Annotated in this window: 15 protein-coding genes; 8 read left to right on the top strand and 7 right to left on the bottom strand. The window is 61.4% G+C overall.

The window, feature by feature from the left end:
* Positions 1-88: 88 nt before the first annotated feature.
* Positions 89-589: a hypothetical protein gene (locus tag C0461_RS06215; protein ID WP_292104927.1), complete on the bottom strand. Its 501-nt coding sequence runs from the start codon at positions 587-589 to the stop codon at positions 89-91.
* Positions 590-781: 192 nt separating this feature from the next.
* Between C0461_RS06215 and C0461_RS06210 the strand changes: the two genes are divergently transcribed.
* A complete protein-coding gene (locus C0461_RS06210; RefSeq protein ID WP_292104926.1) occupies positions 782-1,780 on the top strand; it encodes a DUF3883 domain-containing protein in 999 nt (332 codons plus the stop codon).
* Between the two features lie 192 nt (positions 1,781-1,972).
* On the opposite strand, the gene C0461_RS06205 is transcribed toward C0461_RS06210, so the two are convergent.
* Complete coding sequence (locus C0461_RS06205) at positions 1,973-2,461, bottom strand: hypothetical protein (protein WP_292104925.1); 489 nt, start codon at positions 2,459-2,461, stop codon at positions 1,973-1,975.
* 44 nt (positions 2,462-2,505) lie between these two features.
* Positions 2,506-3,084, bottom strand: coding sequence for a hypothetical protein (locus C0461_RS06200; RefSeq protein WP_292104923.1), 579 nt, complete (start codon positions 3,082-3,084; stop codon positions 2,506-2,508).
* Positions 3,085-3,469: 385 nt separating this feature from the next.
* Between C0461_RS06200 and C0461_RS06195 the strand changes: the two genes are divergently transcribed.
* Positions 3,470-4,414, top strand: coding sequence for a hypothetical protein (locus C0461_RS06195; protein ID WP_292104922.1), 945 nt, complete (start codon positions 3,470-3,472; stop codon positions 4,412-4,414).
* 102 nt (positions 4,415-4,516) lie between these two features.
* Here the strand turns inward: C0461_RS06195 and C0461_RS06190 are convergent, their stop codons facing one another.
* The 3 genes from C0461_RS06190 to C0461_RS06180 all read right to left on the bottom strand — a co-directional run bounded on the left by C0461_RS06190 (position 4,517) and on the right by C0461_RS06180 (position 8,050).
* On the bottom strand, positions 4,517-5,566 hold the full coding sequence (locus tag C0461_RS06190) for a toll/interleukin-1 receptor domain-containing protein (protein ID WP_292104920.1): 1,050 nt from the start codon (positions 5,564-5,566) through the stop codon (positions 4,517-4,519).
* A gap of 82 nt (positions 5,567-5,648) precedes the next feature.
* Positions 5,649-6,887: a hypothetical protein gene (locus tag C0461_RS06185; protein WP_292104918.1), complete on the bottom strand. Its 1,239-nt coding sequence runs from the start codon at positions 6,885-6,887 to the stop codon at positions 5,649-5,651.
* 170 nt (positions 6,888-7,057) lie between these two features.
* Positions 7,058-8,050: a hypothetical protein gene (locus C0461_RS06180; RefSeq protein ID WP_292104916.1), complete on the bottom strand. Its 993-nt coding sequence runs from the start codon at positions 8,048-8,050 to the stop codon at positions 7,058-7,060.
* A gap of 323 nt (positions 8,051-8,373) precedes the next feature.
* Here C0461_RS06180 and C0461_RS06175 point away from each other — a divergent pair, with 323 nt between their 5' ends.
* The 3 genes from C0461_RS06175 to C0461_RS06165 all read left to right on the top strand — a co-directional run bounded on the left by C0461_RS06175 (position 8,374) and on the right by C0461_RS06165 (position 10,922).
* The gene (locus tag C0461_RS06175) at positions 8,374-9,867 is read left to right on the top strand and encodes an FRG domain-containing protein (protein ID WP_292104915.1); all 1,494 of its coding nucleotides are present in this window, start codon (positions 8,374-8,376) and stop codon (positions 9,865-9,867) included.
* Positions 9,868-9,946: 79 nt separating this feature from the next.
* On the top strand, positions 9,947-10,363 hold the full coding sequence (locus C0461_RS06170; RefSeq protein WP_292104913.1) for a hypothetical protein: 417 nt from the start codon (positions 9,947-9,949) through the stop codon (positions 10,361-10,363).
* A gap of 298 nt (positions 10,364-10,661) precedes the next feature.
* Positions 10,662-10,922 carry a hypothetical protein gene (locus C0461_RS06165; RefSeq protein ID WP_292104911.1) on the top strand — a complete coding sequence of 87 codons (261 nt, stop codon included), beginning with the start codon at positions 10,662-10,664 and terminating at the stop codon, positions 10,920-10,922.
* A gap of 242 nt (positions 10,923-11,164) precedes the next feature.
* On the opposite strand, the gene C0461_RS06160 is transcribed toward C0461_RS06165, so the two are convergent.
* Positions 11,165-11,299: a hypothetical protein gene (locus C0461_RS06160; RefSeq protein ID WP_292104910.1), complete on the bottom strand. Its 135-nt coding sequence runs from the start codon at positions 11,297-11,299 to the stop codon at positions 11,165-11,167.
* A 394-nt stretch (positions 11,300-11,693) separates the two neighbouring features.
* Between C0461_RS06160 and C0461_RS06155 the strand changes: the two genes are divergently transcribed.
* From C0461_RS06155 to katG, 3 genes are all read left to right on the top strand, one after another.
* On the top strand, positions 11,694-12,287 hold the full coding sequence (locus tag C0461_RS06155) for a helix-turn-helix domain-containing protein (RefSeq protein ID WP_292104908.1): 594 nt from the start codon (positions 11,694-11,696) through the stop codon (positions 12,285-12,287).
* Between the two features lie 131 nt (positions 12,288-12,418).
* Positions 12,419-12,688 carry a hypothetical protein gene (locus C0461_RS06150; protein ID WP_292104905.1) on the top strand — a complete coding sequence of 90 codons (270 nt, stop codon included), beginning with the start codon at positions 12,419-12,421 and terminating at the stop codon, positions 12,686-12,688.
* Positions 12,689-12,966: 278 nt separating this feature from the next.
* A complete protein-coding gene (katG, locus tag C0461_RS06145; protein WP_292104903.1) occupies positions 12,967-15,219 on the top strand; it encodes a catalase/peroxidase HPI in 2,253 nt (750 codons plus the stop codon).
* Positions 15,220-15,288: the final 69 nt, after the last annotated feature.

Genomic DNA, 15,288 nt, shown 5'->3' with positions numbered 1-15,288 from the left:
TCCACTGCGAACGTCACCTTCCTGGAGGCGCGTCAATGTCAGTAAATGGCGCATGCAAGTCGAAGCTCGACGCGCTCTTGTTAGGTGATCAATCAAACCGCGCCAGCTCGATCGGATCTTCCCGACCTTCCAATTGCACCAAGAAACGGAACCGGCTGAGAAGCAGACGGTGACGGATGGCCGGCGCCTCCAGCCCCGTGGCCAGATCGATACTGATATATTCCCGGGGACCGGAGCCGAACTCTATTCCCACCCGAAGATGGGGGCGGCCGTCGGCTGTCATCAGCAGCGCTATGGGAGAATCGGCGGGAGCCGCAGGCAGTTGAAATCCCAAGTCGCCCTGCAGGGGCTCAATCAGAAGGGTTCCTGGGATGTCCGCCGGATAGTCAATGTTGTGAATGCCCCGGATCTCGAACCGGGATGGCCCGGTGAGCATGAGGTAGTAGTCCTGATCTCCCCTCTCGTCCCGACACACCAAACCCACCCAGGGTTCGCCCTCGGTTTGGCCCGCGACGAGCGTTCCGGGAGGCGGCGCCTGCTCGCGTTTAGGAGGGGCGCTCTGAACGCCGAATGTCACCACCTGCACCATCAGACATCTCCTTCAAGAACTTGGGCTGCGCTTTCCTTGCACGTCGCATCCAGGATCGACGCGTACGCTCGCCAGTCTATGGCCGTGACAGTAACCAGTGCCTGTAGCTTGCCCAGCAGTCGGAAACGGGCAAGTCGACAGTTGTACCGAGATATCGACTCGTACCTGATGTCGAAAATCAGGGGAATGCCAATGACGTCCGCGCCAATCATCTATTTTAACATCGGCTGGATGGCAGCCTACTCAGGGCATTCCAATGATCCCATCAGCGGCGGTCATCAGTTCCTGGCCAATCATCGATTTGGCGGTGAGGCCTTCAACTTTCTCCCAGACGCAGACGGACTCGTACGTGGTTGCCGTCCTGGAAGCAGCAGGGGCCTGCGGATCGAGCGTCTGGCAGCGGCTGATAGGGATGCTCCATATGTCGATGGCGTCACTGTTGTCTGGATGGCGAGAGAGCCAAAGGGAGGGCGCACCCTTATCGTGGGCTGGTACTTGAACGCGAGGGTCTACAGAGCCGCCACGCCGGGCCCCAATCCGCGCTTCATGCCCAACGGAGAGGCCATCCCTATCACGGCCGAGGTCCAGGCGGCCGACGCCGTTCTACTGCCGCCAGAGGCCCGGACATTTCGGGTCGAGAGCCGGCGGACCGCTGACGCTGGATTTGGGCAAAGTCCCGCTTGGTACGGTCATCCCACAATCGACAGCTTGGTGAACGCCTATATTGCCAACACTCAGCGGCGCATCCTCAAGTCCAAAGCAGGTAGAAAGGCCAGAGGCAAAGGGGGGCGCCGCCAGACCGATCCCGAATTGCGAAAGGCCGTGGAGGAAGCGGCTGTAAGACACGCAGGTGCCTATTTCCAATCGGATGTGGGGGGCGCTTGCGAAGTCATCAGCGTGGAACGCGAAGCGAAGGGATGGGACCTTGAAGCAGCAGGCGTCGAAGGAACCTGGTTGGTCGAGGTCAAGGGGCTGAGCGGTCTTCGGCTTTCATGCGAAGTGACGCCCAACGAGTTCGCTGCGATGAACAACCCAGATCATCGCAAGCGGTACATTCTGTACGTAGTCTGCAACGCGCTTGACGCACCAATAGCGTCGATCTTCCGCTGGCAGGCCGATGCCTGGCGTACCGAGGATGGCCGCGTGCTAGAAATCGCTCCCAAGACCGGCGCGGTTCTGTCTTGCGATTGACCTGATCTGAGCCATGCCGAGCTCATCAGGCAACCTGTGTCACCCTCCTGCACATCGCGGGGACAGCGGATGAATGTCTGCTTCGAGCCAAGGTCCGAATGTCCGCTCGTGGCGCAGTCCAGAAGTCAGCTTGCCAGCGCCACGCTCGCACAATAGTTCTCGGCTTCATCCGTCGCGGCGCAGCTTCCGCACCTATTTCGAGGAGTCCTGTCGGAGATAGCTGAGGAGTTCCTTGAGGAGCGGACGACCGAACCCTTCTCGCGCTGCCTCCTTGTCCATTCTTGCGTGGGGCTTGATGCGCGTCTCACCATCGCCGGGTATTGTGAGAAGCGAACGGATGACGCTCATTCGGTCAGTCTGGAACCTAGCGTGCTGGCGCCCGGTCAGCGCCACCTTGAATATATTGCAGAACGTTTCGACGTCGGGGAATAAGGCTTCCTCGAGCGTCGGCACGGCGAGAAAGAGCCGCACGAAGCCGTCAGCCGACCCGTTCAGGTCCGTAAATGCCTGATATTGCTCTTCAATCCTGCGAGCGTCCATGGTGTCTGCATCAACAAGGACCGCCACATTTTCGGAGCGTGTGAGTCCAATGGATTTCGCCAACGATAAGGCGGAGGATTTTCCCTCCCCCGACAAGACCTTCACATCCTGGATATCCGCTGCTTCGAGCAGCGTCCTCATCACGGCGGCCTCCAAGCGGGCTTCGACGATTAGATACGTTGCCATCAAGTTTCGCCCACTAGGATGTTGAAGTCGGGCACGCCTGCGCGGACCAGCCAATAATGTTTTTTCTTGAGGGCCTGAACGAATCCACCCTTGGCACCGAGTAACAATTCGATCTCTGAGCCGTGCCACAGGAGAATTGCCTGCGGGGACATATACTGCGCGAGAGTTTTGCTTGGCAGGGTAAATCCCTTGGACGAAAAGACGCAGCCCACTACGCCTGCCGGCCGACGAAGGAGCTGATTCCTGAGCTTGGCGATCGGCTCGACATTAACGTCCGTCTTGAGGTCCTTGCTCTCAGCGAGAAAGATCATCCCATCAACGGAAACCAGACCATCGATCTGTTCCACGACCTGATCTTCAAGGCGAACGTTATAGGGCCAAGTGACGACGGCTCCCTCTAGCTCGAAGGCGCGGAGGACTAGATGTTCGAAAGCGATCCCTGAAGGCCAACCTGGGGTTTGCCCCTTGAGGATTTTTCCCCATAGGGTGTTCAGGCTGGCCCAGTCCAGCGCGCGGATCTCTGCCGTGTAGTTCTTGCCCTTCTTCTTAGGCGTCCCGGGCGACGTCGGCTTGGCCATAGAGCCTCCGCTCTCTTGATGGCCCTCTGAGGGCTGCTGAGATCTTGGATCCTTTTTTGGATCATAGACACTGTACCCGAACACCTACAGCCGAGAAGGACTTCTGCAGAGCCGTTGAGTCATCCATCAGTTCGCAAGAGGTGCGTAGTGCTGGGGCCAAGCCGCCCTACCCTTGGCGCTTTGGCCGAAAAGGAGAAAGCCGGAATTGCAGGGTCCAAGGCCTGCGGCTTCTTCGGCGCGCAGCACCGGGGCGAAACGTTCGTTGATCGGCAGCCTGACAGCCCGCCACGGCCGACTCATCGGGGAAAATCGCGAAGCTTCCTATCGACTGTGGCCTATGAATTCGTGGGCCGTGTGAAATTACGACCCACGCGAGGCAAGTGCGATGACGCTCATTCTGACGGCGGTCACACCGCACATGGTCTTGCATCTGAGCGACAGGCTGGTGACGCGCGACGGATGGAAAATCCATGATCCAATGTCGAACAAGACGGTTGTGTACAGGGCCAAAGACGGATTCCTGGTAATCGGTTACGCTGGCTTGGCCTATCAGGGTGTTTTGCCGACCGACGAGTGGATCGCGGAACAGCTCTGGGGAGCCGCCTTGCCTCGTCACCCTGATGGGCGACCTGTGAAGAGTTACGGCCGGGCACCGGCGCGTCGTGATGTCGGACAGGTCATCCAAGTTCTTCGAAAAGCAATTGAGGGCCTAACGGATAGCAACGTTGACCTGTATCGCTTGGAGGTGACGGTCGCGGGATGGCAAGCCGTGGGGAAGAACCGGGCACGTCCGGTCCTCGCCTCCATCACGCGGGGCGGCGGCCGAACGGAGCTAAGCCAAGCTGAGCGGCGCTGGCCCTGTGATAAGAAGTTCCGCATAGCAGCGATCGGCGCGCCGCTCACCCCTGACACCCTTGCCCAGGCCGTTACGCCATTCAGGGGCCGAGAGGCACCAAGCCTTACCGCATTGGCGCTGGAGAAGGTCCTGGCGGACTTGATCCGGACGGAAGCCGCGAAGGAGAAGCCGACCGTTGGTGCGCACTTACTGAGCGTCATCGTGCCCCGCCCTGATCTCGGACCCCCGGTCTGTCGATTTTTGCCGATGTCACCGCACCTTGCGGTTCTGGTCGGTGCCGGACGGACGCTGACCGTTCCGGTTACCCATACGCCGTGGTTCCTCGGACCTGGGATCATCTGGCCACCGAGCGTGGAGGTCGGCCTGTGTTATCTCGATCTTGGCACTTACGAAGTGGAAATCCAGGGCGCGCCGGCGAGCGGTAGCCTGGCAGGTCTGAGCAGCAGTATTAGGCGTACGCCTCCACCCCAGTGAATCAGGCGACCATCGCACCATGGCTACATGATTAGCGGAAGCCCCGGCACGACCTACCGACGCCAGAGTCGCTGGCGTACCTTCTCCGGGCGAACCATCTCCTCAGCCCTGTTGCAGGGTATGGATCAGTAGGGCCCAGAAGAACTCTGCGCCCCCTTCGAGAGAAAGCTTCGGGTCCCGCTCGCCGCCCATGAAAGCCATCCCCATGGGGCGGAGATACATGGACTGGTCATCAGCTTGGACAGACAGGGACTCGTTCAGGGCATTGCTCTCTGAAGCATGCCCTTGAATGTAGTTGATACCTCCGCCGAACGCGCCGCCGCCCATGTAGATGGTGCAGCGAGCCACATCCTCTCCATTCTGGTAGATCGTCGCGAAGAACCGGTTAGCATCCACGCGGCGGAATGACCCTTGGACTCCCTCGTTTCTCTCAGCTAGCTCGACCAGGGAATTCTCGAAAAAGCGTGCGATGAAATCGAACGCCTCAGTTTGTAACTGGTCTTTGTCGCGTTGGGTGAACAACTTCGCCAGCCTGAGATTGCTGGAACGAGGTCCCGAGGAGCCAGTAGCGAGCAGAGCAACTGGCGGTGCTGGAATGCGGGATTGAGCTGCTGGCGCACTCGTCCTCTTCGAAAGGCTGTCGACGGCTCCTCGGACCGCTTTGGCGACCTGGAGGAAGGCTTCGTCCGTATCCGGCCACTGGATGATAGGCTTTCCGTCGCGGGGCGTGGCGCTGAGCTTTCCAAATGGCGCATGGTGCCAGTCGCAGGCTCGGAGGATCACCGGAATGACAACGGCTTCGCCTGCCGCATGGCGTTCCATCGCCCGCTTCATCTCGATTTCGTAGCAGTAGTCAGAAGCGAGGAAGTCTGGGCTGACGAGAAGCAGAATGATCTCGTCACTGTTGATATGCTCGTCGATGGCACGGTCGATGTTCTCACCGGCGATGATCCGGCGGTCGTGCCAGATCTCAATCACGCCTTGCCGCTTCAGCATGGCGAGCTGCTTTTCGAGCTGATCCCTCAGTCGTTCATCAGCGTGCGAGTACGAGAAGAATAAGCTTGGCACCGGGTCCCTCCTGTCACCCCCAGCAGTGCGATGCGGGGCGGTACGAGACAAGCCCTCAATGCTGGCCGTGCTGTTGTTCTCCACTTCATCCGCCTCGTCGCTCCTAGGACAATCGGCGCCATCTGCGAACAGCACAGTTGGCAATGTCGTGTCCGACTGAAGGGACTCAGTATCGAGAAACGGGAGGCCGGAAGTCGTGATCGTCGTCGTCGCCGAAGAGCCGCTCGCTCTCGAACCGCGACGATAAGCCTGTAGCCCGAAGCGCCTGCTCATTTTCATGGAGGCGCAGTTCCGCGAAGGCCATGAATTCACCCACCCGCCCGGATGGCCGATCCCCTAGCTCGCCATGCAGGGCGGTCAATAGTCGCCGCAGCCGGTCTAGCTCTCCGATTTCTTGAAGCAGGTGGTCCAACGCGGCGTTGCGACGCTCACAAACATGCCGTTCGCGTAGCGCGCGCTCTCTGCGCTCTTCGGCCTCGCGCCGCTGCCTGTCGGCAGCCTCGCGTCGTAGCCGATCCTCTTGCATGGCCGCAGCGAGAACATGGACGCCCACGAGGATGTCACCGGTCATCTTCTCGAGGCGCTGGATCTTCGCGTCTCGGAAGCTGCGACGAGGTGACACCCCATACAAACAAGGAGCCTGCATTTCGAGCGAAAGTTGGCCCGTCGGCACATAGTCCCATTCCGGAAGCCGGGGCAGATCAGGAAGCATGACCACGTCCCAGCCGCCTCGCCGCAGGGCTTTGTCGTGCTTCTTCTTCCAAGCGTTCAATTGGGCCTGTTCGATCTCGGTCGGCGCATGTTTGTGTCGCCGGTAGCTCTCCGATATCGAGAAGCGAATCATCTCCCCTTGGTGCTTGAGAAATGCCCCGCTCTCATCCGCTGCCAGCTCAACATCAAGTGTATCGCCGGCCGCAGCCAGTCGACCCAGGATCAGTTCAACGCGATCGAATGAGCCCGGCGAGACCTCGACCTTAACCCGACCGGGCCCGGAGACCGACACCAGGCCCTGTAGGGTCGGAGGGCCTGCATTGCGGAGAGCCCTCAGCGTTTCGGTCACGACGGCATGCGAAGGCGTTTCGGCCTCAGCCTCAATGGAGGAAGCTAGCAGACGCGCCTTCTCGCGTACGGCCGCCATCGCTTCCGGTTCTGGCTTCAAGTGCCCCTCCGCAATTGTAATCGTTCTGGCTCGATCGCCCGACGTGAGGGGGGGCAGAGGCGTGCGTTCGACCGGCTTGCCTGCGGCCTTCTTCGCCCACCACCCCAATGGCGGGTTCGGAATGCCATGCTTCCGGCAGATCTTGTGAAGCGCGACGTCCGACAGTGCGAACTCGTTGGCCAACTGCGTCATCGGTTTGGACCATACGAGCTCGTAGAATTCTTCGCGCGTGAAGGTTCTGGACATGAAGCCTCTTACCGAAACAGGCCACTGAGAAGCGATGGCCAGTTCAGCCGCTCATTGCAATCGAGCAGAAAAATTCTGGCGTCCTTCGCGGCGCTGCACCTTCGTCCTGAGCCGCGAAGGCGCAACGCTGTACGATGCAAGCGGGCAGGCGGAGAGACCGGGGGGCGCAGCTACTGGCGAGTAATTCCGGATCGAAGTGCACCGATTAAGCGGCGCGCCAGTTGGTCATCATCCGCACCCTTCCATCGATTGATGAAGCGGCAAACGACCTGAACGTTGTCCGGCGTGTAATGGCCGCCACTATCGATCCGATCCAGCGACGCCAGCATTTGCTTGTCATCACAGTCGCCGACATACCCGAGGGGCAAGCCCGTTAGGGCGCACCGATCTTCCTGCTCCCCCATCAGACGGAGAATCAGGGCTTCACATTCTTCGCGGCTGAGCGTCGTGGTCTTCTCCTTCACGCGCCGCTCGACGATTTGGCCGTTGGCTTGGGCGACCGTGCCGAGCATCGTGCTGGCCATTTCGGCCGCCGACTTCTCCTTGGGCGAAAAGATGCGCCCCAAGTTCCTCTTGGCCTCGGCTGCCTTGGCGGTGAACAGCGGCTGGGCATGCCAGACATCAAGCGGATCACCAGCGACCAAGGCGCGGGCATAGTCGGCGTACCCCCGATCGTTGTTCAGCGTCTGGAACGTCGCCTCGGTGGATAGGAAATCTTGGGCCTTGCGGTGGACGGCCGACCACCTGAGCGGCCGGCCTTGGCCATCACGGTCAGACCATGGCCGACAAGGCTTTTCCAGCACCCAAACCTCGGGGCCATGAAGGTCCGGGCGATCGGCGGGCTGCAAGCTCTCTCGCAATTGGCCAGGCTCGGAAACCGTCCACCAGATTTCGTCGCCTTGTCGGCTGATCCAGACGTCGCCCTCAGTGTCGCGCAACTCATCGAAAAGGTTGTACCAGCGACCGGCGGTGGGACGGGTCGGGCGCACTCCGAGGATGGTGACGGAGCTCTCAAGAGCCTTGGCGATGTAGCCGTCTCGGTCACCGGCTTTCCAATAGTCGTGGAGGCCCTTCTTGGCGAAAGTCACCAGCGTGCTGTTCGCCTTCGCCATCGGCCACAAGCTGTTTCCCTGTCCGTGATTGGCGATATAGACCCGTTTCAATGCAAGGACCCCGAACAGGAGAGGGCCTTTGGCTGGAAACCAGACATGAGGTGTGGGTGAGCGGGGGCCATGACCGGATCATCGCGCTAAGCCGTTACCAGACTCGCTATACAGATCAGGATTCCGAAAGTGGCTACTTTCCCGGCGGAATCCGCAACTCGCTTCGGGGGGCTCAGACGCTACGACTGTCTGAGAGGAGTCGGGTTGCGACGCTGTTAGCCTACCGGGATGCAGGTCGTCAGTTCCGGCAGACTTTACGACCTTAAAGCTTGACTGAGTTGCCAAATCCCCGCGTCTGCAGCAATCGTGCCCTTGGGGGCGTCATGACAAATCAGGATTTACACGACGAGCTTATTTGGGAGGATTTCAAGGGGCTCCGTGATTTGATCCCAAAGCCCGGGATGAAAGGCGGTCGGTACGAGTTCGAAGCCGCCGACATTCACGAGGCCGTAGCCTTGGCGGAGACCTTGAAGGCGCTCGGCCGCTATCAATATTTCCGAGGCCAGGCTGACGCCGCCTGGTCTGTGACCTCCACTTTTGCGCGACGCACTGAGGCTGAGCGCCTGGAGGCATTGGAAGCGATCCAGGCGTTCTGGCTGTGGGTCAAGAACTCGCCGGAGATGGTTCCCTATCTTCAATCCGATGACCAGATTGTTGCTGCGATCCAACATCATGGCGTCGCGGCAACGACCTTGGTGGACTTGACCCGCGAGCCGTCAGTCGCTGGGTGGTTCGCCACGGAAGCCGCCGGATCAGCGCCGTTCGGCTCAATCTATCTCCTCGACCATGATCGACTGTCAGAGTTCTTCCGAAGCATTTCCGTTGGCGAGCTGAAGTTCCGGTTCCTAGAGGTGGATGTCGCCAATCTCTGGCGTCTCCAGGCGCAAGCCGGGCTATTCCTAGAGGGTAACGCCGATCTCGAATCCTATTGGCCTCTCGATCGAATAGTGTTCCGCCAGACAGGCGAGCTATCACCGATCGCGCGGTCTGCAATTTACCCTGATCGCGAGAGTCATCTGGAGCAGATGATCCGACTTCACCAAGTGTTGGATGAGCGCGGCCGACGGTTCGAGGCCTTGATCAAGGATCCCATGTCACCGCTCAGGGTCTACGAGGTGTGCGCAACACCTGCAGCCGCGCCATCGGGCAGTTTCGCGATGTCCGCAGCTTGGGAGTCTGGGCCCGACGAACGGTGGGACATCCTAGACACTACGCCAACGGATGCGCGCTTGCAGTGCGCAACGATCGAGAACGATCTGGTAGCGCTTGTCGAGCTCGTTGAACGTCGTCGACGTTCTACCGAACTCGCGATGGTGATCGGGGACAATGAAGTAACGTCAGGTCGATTCCAGGCCTTGGTCGACGCGATCTGGGCCGGTATGCGCCCGTTTCCATATACAGCGTCGGAGATTGCGCGGGCCATAACCGCCTTGGCCCGCTTCGACGTCTTCTTCCGTCGCTTCGATCTCCACGCGGGCAAGGGCACGTTTGAGCTCGCCGAGGCTTATCTTGATGATCCTCTGGAGATCGAGATGGGACTATTCGGTGGGGGATCCACTCGATGTTGTGTGAGCAGCGCGCGTGTAGTCGAAGCGTTGACTGAGAGCGGTCGGGCGCGCCTTAGACTTCCTGTCGACACGACTGCGAGCCTGCTGAAGGCCGCGCTCATTCACGCCCAGGGCGTGCGAATCGGGTTTTTCGACGAGGCCCGGTTTAGAGCTTTGATGGTCGATGAGATCATCCCCTGGCAGGTGATTTCCAAGCGCAATCCCACGATCTATGCCGCCGGCCAGATCGAAATCTTGGGCGTTCCTTGATTATTTTTGGGTGTGTAATGATCCGGTGCGCTACTGCTAGAAACCATTCAGCGATGTCGGGCGACAGACGGGGGAACTAATGACGATCGTCATTAGCGAGGATGAGATCATCTACTTCGACGCGGTCGTTCAGCGGCTAGATCTTGCCATCAAGCCAGTACGTCGCGAGATCATTTACCGGGACGGTACCGCACCCCGACCGAACGACTGCCACGCCAATGTTGCTCGGTGGGCCGCGGAAAACCCCAACGTCGTCCCCGCGTACGGATGGCTCGTCGAATCGGACGATGGCTGGTTCCGCCAACTGGTCGCCCATTCTTTGCTCGCGCATGCGGACGGGCGCTACATCGACATCACGCCGATGGATCCGCATGAACGGCGATTCGTCGTCCACATCGGCCCGCAGGAAGGTTTTTTCGGCCTTCTGCCCAGGTTCAGCGCGTTGACTTGGCCGGTGCCACAACTGGCTGGGGGTGTCACCCAGGTCCAGCCCTAGTGTTTCTGGACAAGCCTAGGCCGTCTGCTTTGGCGGGCGTGGGACGTCCGCATTTGGCGCAATCCAGACGTCAGCTTGCCAGCGCGACGCTTGCAGAATAGTTCTCGGTTTCATCCGTCGCGGCGCACCTGAGACAGGCACCAGTGGCGCTCCGTAGCCCACATTCTTTGTTGCCAGGGGCACCCGACGCCCTACGCTCGGAGCTTCAGATTGGGGTGACGAACAGACCCTCAAGCAACCCAGCCCCGTCGGAGTAGGTGCCAAAGGAACAGTTTTGTGAGCTGGCAGTTTGCGGCTTATGACCCGCTATCACTTCCACGCCGCCGATGGATCGCACTTCAGGGATGAGGACGGCGAGGAACTTGTCGGGCTTGAAGAGGCCAAGGCTGTGGCGCTGAATGTGCTTACCGAGATGCTCCACGATAAATCAGACGAGTTTTGGCGTGAAAAGTCGTTCGTCGTCAGTGTGAAGGACGAGACGGGACGCCTGGTTGCGTGTTTGACCACTATCGCAGTGGTCGATCCCGTCGCTCAGCCAGATGTTCCCCCTGAGGTGTAACGGGCGCGGGCGACAGATCGTGGGCCCGATGACAGTCGGACGCCCGCGTTGAAGGAAGTCCGAAAAGGAGCGATTTTGGCGCTCTGCCGATCTCTCGCTCGGTCTCGTGGATTGGCCGGTAGCATTCGCTCGTCTGCTCCTCCAACGCGCTCCGATTGAGGATCACCACATTTCCGCGCGTGTATCGGATCATCCGGCACCTCATAAGATCGGCCGCCGCCGGGCTCACAGTCGTGCGCGGGCTAGCTGCGGCTATAGCTGTCCCGCTCAAGGGCGCCGATCAGGGCGGGACCCCGATACACCTCCGCATGGGTGTAGTTCGACGTGGAGAGCAGGACGATTCGGGCCAAGTCCAGCGCATCGCCGTCTGCGCTCACATCCAAGGTCTCGGTAACGACCGGAGAAGCCGGGCCGTCGTGCAGCTGCAACCGGTATCGTCCCATTTCGCGCTCCCTTCGAAGGGCGAAGTAACGACGAACGCTGCCGGGCGTCTGTCTGTTGCCGGACTTTAGGTCACAGGCTGCGCCCCAAACCGCGCACGTAGGCGGTCATGTTGATCTGTGTTACATTTAAACGTCCCCGGCCATTCCGGCATCAGGGGGCTGAGAGTTCAGACACAGTGTGTCGCGCGCTCCCCAACATGAGGAGCCGACTGTGTATCACAATAGAATTTTAGCCTGTCTCAATGACGCTGACTTGGCGGCGCTCCGGCCTAGCCTGCGAGCGTGCGAGGTCCGACACGGGGACGTCCTCACTCACCAGGGGGCAGCCGTGACGCACGTCTATTTTCCGGAGACCGCACAACTTGCGAACACCGTCACTTTTGCCGATGGCCGCTCAGCAGAGCCGTTCGTCATGGGGACCGAAGGTGTATCGGCACTCGCGGCATGCCTTACTGAAAAGCCTTGCGCGTGGTCAGTGGATGTGGAGGTCAGTGGCCTGACCTATCAGCTGCCCGCGAGCGTACTTCGCGAACAGGCTGCAGGAAGTCCCGAAGTCCGGCGCACACTGGACGACATCACCTACGACTATCAGGTTCAGGCCGCCTTGGCCGCAGCATGTGCCAGCCTCCATGCGGCTCCGGCACGGCTCGCGAAGCTGCTGTTGATCCGATCAGACCGGCTCGGCGTTCCACTTCTTCACCTGACCCAGGAGGAACTGGCGCAGCGGCTGGGACTGCTGCGCTCTACCGTCAACACCTCAGCCAACAGGCTCAAGGCCGATGGCGCGATAGAATACAGCCGAGGAAACATCACCATCCGCAACCGGTCGGCGCTGATCAGCGCCGCGTGCGAATGCTACCTGGAACAGGGGGCGGTTCTTCAAGGGAAAGCACATTGCCCGAAGAATCCGGAACGAGCCTGAGCGCGAGCCACAGGCCTTAACGGGACCTGCCGAGGGCTTGTTCACAGGCTCCGCTTGCCCATATCTGTCACTTGGTGTTGGGCTGTGGGCACTTGAAGCATTTGGACGCACCGAATGCGGGAGCGTCACGAATGCCTCGCTACTATTTCGACATAGACGACATTGAGAAGCGCCCGGACGACGAAGGTGAGGAACTCGAAGGCCTGAACGCGGCGCGAATCCATGCCGTGACCCTCTCGGGGGAGTTGCTGAAGAACTTTCCAGACCGTTTCTGGAGCGTGGGACAGTGGAATGTCTCCTGCCGCGACGAGACGGGGCTTATCTTGTTCGTGCTGCACTTCTTTGCTCAGGAAGCTCCAGCCATGGGCATCCCTCGCGGGCAGGCGCACGAACGACCGTAATGGGTCGGTTCGGTCGCATCGCAGACCGTAGGCTCCGTCACGCCGCCCAAGCGACCAAGGCGGAATAGTTCTCGGTTTCATCCGTCGCGGCGCGCCATTCTCCTTTCTCCGCCCCATCTCCCGCTTCTGGCGGCGTAGCGCTCCGGTTTGCGGGCGGCCAGGTTCGGCGGCGCCTCTCCATAGATTTTCTGATCGCTGGATAAAAAGTTTATCGATTTCTCTTTTGACTGTGACAGGCGTAGGGTCTTCTTCTGCCCAGCGATAACAGGAGGAACATCATGGACGGTGAACAGAACGGCGATCCCCTCGGCGGCTGCCCGATGAAGAAGCAAGGGGCCCGGCGCTCCCTGCTGGGACGCACGAACCGCGATTGGTGGCCCAACCAGCTGTCGCTGGAGATCCTCCACCAGCAGGGGATCAGCGGCGATCCCATGGGCGACGACTTCGACTACGCAGAGGCCTTCAAGGCGCTGGACTACGACGCGGTCAAGCGCGACCTGCACGCCCTGATGACCGACAGCCAGCCCTGGTGGCCAGCGGACTACGGCCACTACGGCCCCTTCTTCATCCGCATGGCTTGGCACTCGGCCGGCACCTACCGCACCGGCGACGGCCGCGGCGGCTCCACCTCCGGCTCGCAGCGCTTCGCGCCCCTGAACAGCTGGCCGGACAACGCCAATCTGGACAAGGCCCGGCGTCTGCTGTGGCCCATCAAGCAGAAATACGGCGCCCAACTGTCCTGGGCCGATCTGATGATCCTGGCCGGCAATGTGGCCATCGAATCCATGGGCGGCCCGGTGTTCGGCTTCGGCGGCGGCCGCGCCGACATCTGGGAGCCCGAGAAGGACATCTACTGGGGCACCGAGGAGGAGTGGGTCGGCTCGGAAGGCGCCCCGACCCGCATTCAGCCCGACAAGGAAATGGTGCTGGAGAACCCCCTGGCCGCCATTCAGATGGGCCTGATCTACGTCAATCCGGAAGGCCCGGGCGGCAATCCTGATCCGCTCCAGTCGGGCCGCGACATCCGCGAGACCTTCGCCCGCATGGGCATGAACGACGAGGAGACCGTCGCCCTGACGGCCGGCGGCCACACCTTCGGCAAGTGTCACGGGGCCGGCGACGCCTCCAAGATCGGCGCCGAGCCCGAGGGCGCGGACATCGCCCAGCAGGGCCTGGGCTGGCAGTCCGGCCACGAAAGCGGCATGGGCGACCACACCATCACCTCGGGGCTCGAAGGCGCCTGGACCCCGACGCCGATCCAGTGGGACATGACCTATTTCGAGATGCTGCTGGACCACGACTATGAGCTGGTCCGCAGCCCGGCGGGCGCCCAGCAATGGCAGCCGGTGGGCAATCCGGACGAGACCCTCGCTCCGGCCGCGCACACCCCCGGCAAGCGCGTCCCCACCATGATGACCACCGCCGACATGGCCATGAAGATGGACCCGGCGTATCGCGCGATCTCCGAGCGCTTCCGCGCCAATCCGGACCAGTTCGCCGACGCCTTCGCCCGCGCCTGGTTCAAGCTGTGCCACCGCGACATGGGCCCCAAGGCCCGCTACCTGGGCCCGGAAGTGCCGGCCGAGGACCTGATCTGGCAGGACCCCATCCCGCCGCTGGATCACCCGGTGGTGGACGCCAACGACATCAGGACGCTGAAGGGCAAGATCGCGGACTCGGGCCTCAGCGTGTCCGAGCTGGTCACCACCGCCTGGGCCTCGGCCTCGACCTATCGCGGGTCGGACCACCGGGGCGGCGCCAACGGCGCGCGCATCCGTCTGGAGCCCCAGCGGAACTGGGAGGTCAACCAGCCCGAACACCTGGCCCGTGTCCTGAACGTTTATGAGCGCATCAAGGCCGACTTCGACGCCTCGGCGGCGGGCGGCCGCAAGGTCTCCATCGCCGACCTGATCGTCCTGGGCGGCTCGGTCGGCATCGAGCAGGCGGCCAGGGCCGCCGGCCGTGAGGTCGAGGTTCCCTTCACCCCCGGCCGCACCGACGCCAGCGCCGAACAGACCGACGCCGAGGGCTTCGACGTTCTGGAGCCGAAGGTGGACGGTTTCCGCAACTATCTGGGCGTGCGCTACACCGTGCCGACAGAGGAAGTGCTGGTCGACCGGGCCCAGCTGCTGGGCCTCAGCGCCCCGCAGATGACGGTGCTGGTGGGCGGCCTGCGGGTGCTGGGCGCCAACCATGGCGGCTCGAAGCACGGCGTGCTCACCGACCGCCCCGGTCAGCTGACCAACGACTTCTTCGTCAACCTGCTCGACATGGGTACGGCATGGAAGGAAGTGGACGACCGGGGCGACGAGGTCTTCCTCGGCACCTGCCGCAACACCCACGAAGAGAAGTGGACCGCCACCCGCACGGACCTGGTGTTCGGCTCCAACTCGCAACTGCGGGCCCTGTCGGAGGTCTATGCGGCCTCGGACGCCACGGAGAAGTTCGTCAAGGACTTCATCGCGGCCTGGGTGCAGGTCATGAACGCCGACCGCTTCGACCTGGCCCCGGCCCTGCGCCGCGCGGCCTGATCCGGATACGCCGCCGCGTCGGGATCGTCCCGGCGCGGCGGTGATCAGGGTGATGTCGCCGCCGACCCT

It is taken from the genome of Brevundimonas sp., assembly GCF_013823285.1.
Lineage (GTDB): Bacteria > Pseudomonadota > Alphaproteobacteria > Caulobacterales > Caulobacteraceae > Brevundimonas.
Note: the sequence above shows the minus strand (reverse complement) of the source record. Positions and strands in the feature narration are given on the sequence as shown.

Coding starts and splice junctions, on each gene's coding strand:
- C0461_RS06215 (WP_292104927.1), bottom strand. CDS start 589: ATGGTGCAGGTGGTGACATTCGGCGTTCAGAGCGCCCCTCCTAAACGC.
- C0461_RS06210 (WP_292104926.1), top strand. CDS start 782: ATGACGTCCGCGCCAATCATCTATTTTAACATCGGCTGGATGGCAGCC.
- C0461_RS06205 (WP_292104925.1), bottom strand. CDS start 2,461: ATGAGGACGCTGCTCGAAGCAGCGGATATCCAGGATGTGAAGGTCTTG.
- C0461_RS06200 (WP_292104923.1), bottom strand. CDS start 3,084: ATGGCCAAGCCGACGTCGCCCGGGACGCCTAAGAAGAAGGGCAAGAAC.
- C0461_RS06195 (WP_292104922.1), top strand. CDS start 3,470: ATGACGCTCATTCTGACGGCGGTCACACCGCACATGGTCTTGCATCTG.
- C0461_RS06185 (WP_292104918.1), bottom strand. CDS start 6,887: ATGTCCAGAACCTTCACGCGCGAAGAATTCTACGAGCTCGTATGGTCC.
- C0461_RS06175 (WP_292104915.1), top strand. CDS start 8,374: ATGACAAATCAGGATTTACACGACGAGCTTATTTGGGAGGATTTCAAG.
- C0461_RS06170 (WP_292104913.1), top strand. CDS start 9,947: ATGACGATCGTCATTAGCGAGGATGAGATCATCTACTTCGACGCGGTC.
- C0461_RS06165 (WP_292104911.1), top strand. CDS start 10,662: ATGACCCGCTATCACTTCCACGCCGCCGATGGATCGCACTTCAGGGAT.
- C0461_RS06150 (WP_292104905.1), top strand. CDS start 12,419: ATGCCTCGCTACTATTTCGACATAGACGACATTGAGAAGCGCCCGGAC.
- katG (WP_292104903.1), top strand. CDS start 12,967: ATGGACGGTGAACAGAACGGCGATCCCCTCGGCGGCTGCCCGATGAAG.